This window comes from Limnofasciculus baicalensis BBK-W-15 (genome assembly GCF_024178385.1).
Classification (GTDB): domain Bacteria; phylum Cyanobacteriota; class Cyanobacteriia; order Cyanobacteriales; family Coleofasciculaceae; genus Limnofasciculus; species Limnofasciculus baicalensis.
On the sequence record NZ_JAMZMM010000400.1, the window covers coordinates 1 to 5,052 of the forward strand.

Genomic DNA, 5,052 nt, shown 5'->3' on the forward strand with positions numbered 1-5,052 from the left:
CTCCCCACTCCCCACTCCCACCAGATCTCTGAAAATAACAACCAAGGATAAGCTTGACTTGATACAATAACTGAATAGGTTAACGTGGGGGAGTCAACCGTGCGAATTCCGCTCGATTACTACCGAATTTTAGGACTGCCGATTCAGGCTACTACAGAACAACTCAGCCAAGCTTATCGCGATCGCGCCCAACAACTGCCGCGCCGCGAATACTCTGAAATAGCCATCGCTTCTCGCAAGGAACTCTTAGATGAAGCTTATGAGGTTCTCTCTGACTCCGAAAAGCGCACCGCCTACGATGCTAACTTTCTGGCTAAAACTTACCAATTAGAGTCAAGTCCACAGCTACCCCCTACCTCCTTACCAGGAAGTGAAACAGCGCTAGGTACAACTGCTGAACTTCAGGGTTCCAGCATTGAAATCAAAACCGAGCAACTAGTAGGGGCATTGCTAATTCTGCAAGAACTTGGAGAATACGAAATCGTTCTGCAGTTAGCCAGACCCTATCTTAGCAAACAGGACAGCATTAGTTTAGATAAAGGTCGGTTGGGCAACTCCCAATTGGTAAGACCTGATATGATACTGACGCTGGCACTAGCTTGCTTAGAATTGGGACGGGAACAATGGCAGCAAGGTGAGTATGAAAATGCCGCCCTGTCTCTGGAAACAGGTCAAGAATTGCTCCTCAAGGAGGGGCTATTTGCCACAGTGCGCGGAGAAATTCAAACCGATCTCTATAAACTACGCCCATATCGTATCTTAGAATTATTAGCCCTACCAGACGAAAATGTCACGGAGCGACGGAAGGGATTGCAGTTACTGCAAGATATGCTCGCCGAAAGACTGGGCATTGATGGTACAGGGGAAGATCAATCTGGGTTAAGTATTGATGACTTTTTACGGTTTATTCAGCAGTTGCGAGGCTATCTGACAGCAGCGCAGCAGCAAACTATCTTTGAAGCAGAGAGCAAGCGCCCTTCAGCCGTTGCCACGTACCTAGCCGTTTATGCCTTAGTAGCACGGGGATTTGCGGAACGTCAACCTGCCTTGATTGCCCGTGGCAAGCAAATGTTAATCCGTTTGGGCAAACGTCAGGATGTTCATCTGGAACAGTCAGTCTGTGCCTTACTATTAGGTCAAACGGAAGAAGCAAGTAGCTCTTTAGAATTATCTCAGGAGTATGAACCCCTCGCCTTTATTCGAGAAAATTCTCAGGGGGCACCGGATTTATTACCGGGATTGTGCCTTTACGGGGAACGTTGGCTGCAAAATTCTGTATTTCCCCACTTCCGAGACTTGGCGAAGAAAAAAGTATCTTTGAAAGAGTACTTTGCTGATGAGCAAGTCCAGGGGTATTTAGAAAATATGCCAGATTTTACCGAACAAGCAGATAATCAATGGGCGGTAGAATCTCAGAAAAAAGCCTACGCTACTGCCACATCAGGAATGGGTGTCAGTGACAACAGAGTTCAAGAGCAATTTGGAGTTAATACCAATTACCCGAGAGGGGAAGGAGGAGGGAATGGAAAAGCGGCTGCGATTGGTTCCCGTTTAATGGAGCAACGAGAGTCTGGTAGCAGCGGTAGCAGTCGCACAGCTACGATAGCAGCAACTACATCAGGAGTCTCAACCCTCCCACCTGACTCGCGAGTCTCCCCTGGATCGAGTCGCCAATCTGTCAATCCCTCACCAGGAAAAAGCACGACAGACTCATCCCGCCTAGGGAGTCAACCAAAAGGTAAATCAGAATCAGGCACAAATCGCTCACATCAGGGGCATTCAACCTATAAACCCTCGGGCATAGGCGGTTCCCAGAAAGTGCCCCTGATGGGTTTGAAAAGTTTACCTCATCGGTTCAAGTCTCTCAAAAAAGTCCAATTATTAATTATAATTGCGATCGCAGGTTTGTTCGGAGCAACTCTATTAGGTTGGGGAGTGAAAAAAGCCTTCAACTCAGCACCCAAGTTAGAGCCAGAGCAACCAATGGTACAGTTGGCTCAACCTCCAATCCAAATTCCCCCGCCTGGTAGCGAGTTAACTGCGCCAGGGGGATTGCTAAATGAAGAAACCGCACAACAAACTATTTCTACCTGGTTATCGACTAAAGCTTTAGCACTGGGTAGGGAGCATCAAGTTGAGCGTTTAAATCAAATCTTAGCCAATCCCATTCTGTCAACTTGGCAGAAACGAGCCGAAGCTGCTAAACAAAATAATACTAACTGGCAATACAACCACAAGGTTAAGGTGACTGGAGTCCAAACTAGTGCGGCTAATCCCGATGTTGCTAGGGTAGAAGCGGCGGTGAGTGAAGAGGCTCGCGTGTATGAGGGAGGAGAGATAAATAAGGCTAAATCCTATAGTGAAAATTTGCGTATCCAGTATGAATTGGTACGTCGAGAGGGTAAGTGGTTAATTAGGGATATGAAGGTGAGGTAGTTATTGGTTATTTTTTACTGTTTGTTAGTAAAAAGTAGGGTGCGTGACGATAACGCACCCTACTTCCGGGGTAATTCCTAAGTACTTTGATTATCTTCTTGAGAAGAAGCCGCAATTGCTTCTTCTAAGAGTCGCAAATGCTCTTGTACTGCCACATCTGAAGAAAAGCTACGGCGAAGACAATCGCTGATGTCAATAGCCACACCATCAACAACAACATCCCCATTATCCATCAGGGAATATCTGGCGCTATTTCGCACCCACTTTACCTCACCATTAGGAGCAGTAATCGGGTATTCTTGAGTAATCGGCTTATGGGAAGCAGCAGCAGCTTTCAATGCTTCATAGAAATGAGCTTTGCTATCTGGAGGAATAGTTTCTAATAACTTGGCTCTTTCTCGCATCGCCTCCTTGGGATTTAAACCACTCAATTCATGTTCTCCCTGACTAATATAGAGGAGTTTCATTTTTCCATTCGGATGAACCACACCCCGGTAAACACATCCCGGAATATTTGCCGCCATAGCAGCTAACTGCGCCTGACTATCCCGCAAAGCTGACTCGGAACGCTTCCTGATAATAAATGCACTTAATTGGGTAGCCAGAGAAGTAACTAATTCAATAATTTGTATTTCCGGCTTGCTCGCCTCCTGTTTCAGAAATAGCAAAATTGCTAGTACTTGGTTATCAAAAAGAATAGGAACACCCAAACAGGCTTTTAATCCCACATTACTAGCAATCTGGTTTCTTTGAAAAACATCACCAGGTTCAAGAGAAACATCGGTGAGCCAACAGGGTTGGCGATTGTAGCATATTTCCCTCAGAAATTCCTTTTGAGTAGCAAATGTTAACGTCTTACTTTCCCGTCTGAATTCCTGAAAACGCGGGTGACTAGCATACCAACCTTTCCCCAATTCAAAAACCGTAGCCGGAGAGTTAGGTAACCAAAATTCACCAAAATCCCAACCAATTTTTTCACAAACTTGGCAGAGAGTAACCTTTAATGCAGCATCAAAGTCAGAAGCTTCACTAATTGCTTTTGTTGTTGTCAGGAGCAGTTGTAGTTGTGAATTTCGTTCCGCCAACTTCTTTTGGTGAGATATCAGTTGTTTTTGTTGCTGAGAAATAGTTAAATGAGTTTTGACTCGAACCAAGACTTCTTGCATCTCAAATGGCTTGGTGATGTAATCTATTCCCCCAACCTCAAAAGCTTTAACCTTATCTAAAACCTCATCGAGAGCGCTAATAAAAATTATCGGAATATCTTCTGTCTGTGAATCAGCCTTAACCTTTAGACAAACTTCATAGCCGTTATAGTCAGGCATATTAATATCAAGCAGAATCAAATCAGGCTTGACTGCTGCGATTGCCCTCAAAGCAAGAGAACCATTAATTGCCTTTCTGACTTTATATCCACAGTCGCTCAACATCGTGGACAACAAACGTAGATTTTCTCTGTTGTCGTCAACTAATAAAATGTCAGGTTTAGCAGTGAGAAATGAATGGCTAACCATTAGCGAATGCTTGAGTAAGATCGAAAATGAGATCGAGTCGAAAATTATTAACTAAATTAATCAATGCTGACTTAATATCAGCATTTCCCTCCGGAATTTGCTCGATGAGGGTGAGAATCTCATCATCATTGCACGCTTGTGCAGCTTGGTGAAGCTGAAAGAGCAATTCTTCAGGTATCATCGCTAGGGCATCAGGGGTGAGTACCTCAAGGCTGTCTGGGGAGTGAGGTGAAGTTCGTCTTGGCGAATCTTCACAGATATATAGCACACCCAGATGATTTGCAATCTTTTCCAAAAGGATTTCCTCTTGAAACGGCTTACAAATAAAGTCATCACAACCTGTGGATAAAATAGTTTGGCGCTGCTCTTCAAAGGCATTTGCTGTCAGGGCAATAATCACCGTCTCCTTATCCCTTTCAATTGTAGAGTTTGAATTGGGGATTGGGAATTGATTGTCTTTTCGCTCTTGCCATCTCCCCATTTCTGCCTCCCTAAGTTTAATACGTTTGGTCGCTTCATACCCATCCATCACAGGCATCTGCATATCCATAAAAATTAGATCGGGTTGCCAAGACTCCCACAAAGCAATTGCTTCGATGCCATTTTCGGCTTCGCGCACCTCAAAACCTATGGGTGTCAGTAGTTTCACCACTAGTTGGCGATTTGCCCAATTATCTTCCACAACCAGAATGCGATATGCTATAGACTCAGGTACTAAAGAAATAACCCGTCCAGTAGCTTGTCGGACATTAATATCACTCCCTTTAGCTAACTGAATCTGAACATTAAACTTAAACGTAGTTCCCTCCCCAACAATACTATTAACAGTAATATCTCCCCCCATCAATTGCACAAAGGAGCGACTTATCGGCAAACCAAGTCCCGTTCCCTCTGTAGATTTACGGCCAATTGCCGTTTGGGTAAAGGCTTCAAAGAGGAACTCTATTTCTTCTGAAGCAATACCAGCACCAGTGTCAGAAACTTCAAATAATAGGGATTGAAGTGGGAAGTCAGAAGAGGAATCTCTAACTTTATGACTCTCTGACACAGTAAATTCTTCATAGTCTGGATCTTCTGTCTCATCCCCCAATCCCCACTCCCC

Annotated in this window: 3 protein-coding genes; 1 reads left to right on the plus strand and 2 read right to left on the minus strand. The window is 44.4% G+C overall.

From position 1 onward, the window contains the following. Nucleotides 1-99: 99 nt before the first annotated feature. Nucleotides 100-2,436 (plus strand): IMS domain-containing protein, encoded by a 2,337-nt coding sequence (locus NJ959_RS25300; RefSeq protein WP_254014526.1) that lies wholly within the window; start codon nucleotides 100-102, stop codon nucleotides 2,434-2,436. Nucleotides 2,437-2,513: 77 nt separating this feature from the next. On the opposite strand, the gene NJ959_RS25305 is transcribed toward NJ959_RS25300, so the two are convergent. Both NJ959_RS25305 and NJ959_RS25310 read right to left on the minus strand, forming a co-directional pair. After that, nucleotides 2,514-3,950 (minus strand): response regulator, encoded by a 1,437-nt coding sequence (locus NJ959_RS25305; RefSeq protein ID WP_254014527.1) that lies wholly within the window; start codon nucleotides 3,948-3,950, stop codon nucleotides 2,514-2,516. After that, nucleotides 3,943-5,052 (minus strand): response regulator (locus tag NJ959_RS25310; RefSeq protein ID WP_254014528.1); only part of this gene is annotated, 1,110 nt, incomplete at its 5' end. The genes NJ959_RS25305 and NJ959_RS25310, both read right to left, overlap by 8 nt.

Excerpts from the sequence above, each read along its gene's own strand:
- NJ959_RS25305 (WP_254014527.1), bottom strand. The coding sequence starts at position 3,950 with ATGGTTAGCCATTCATTTCTCACTGCTAAACCTGACATTTTATTAGTT.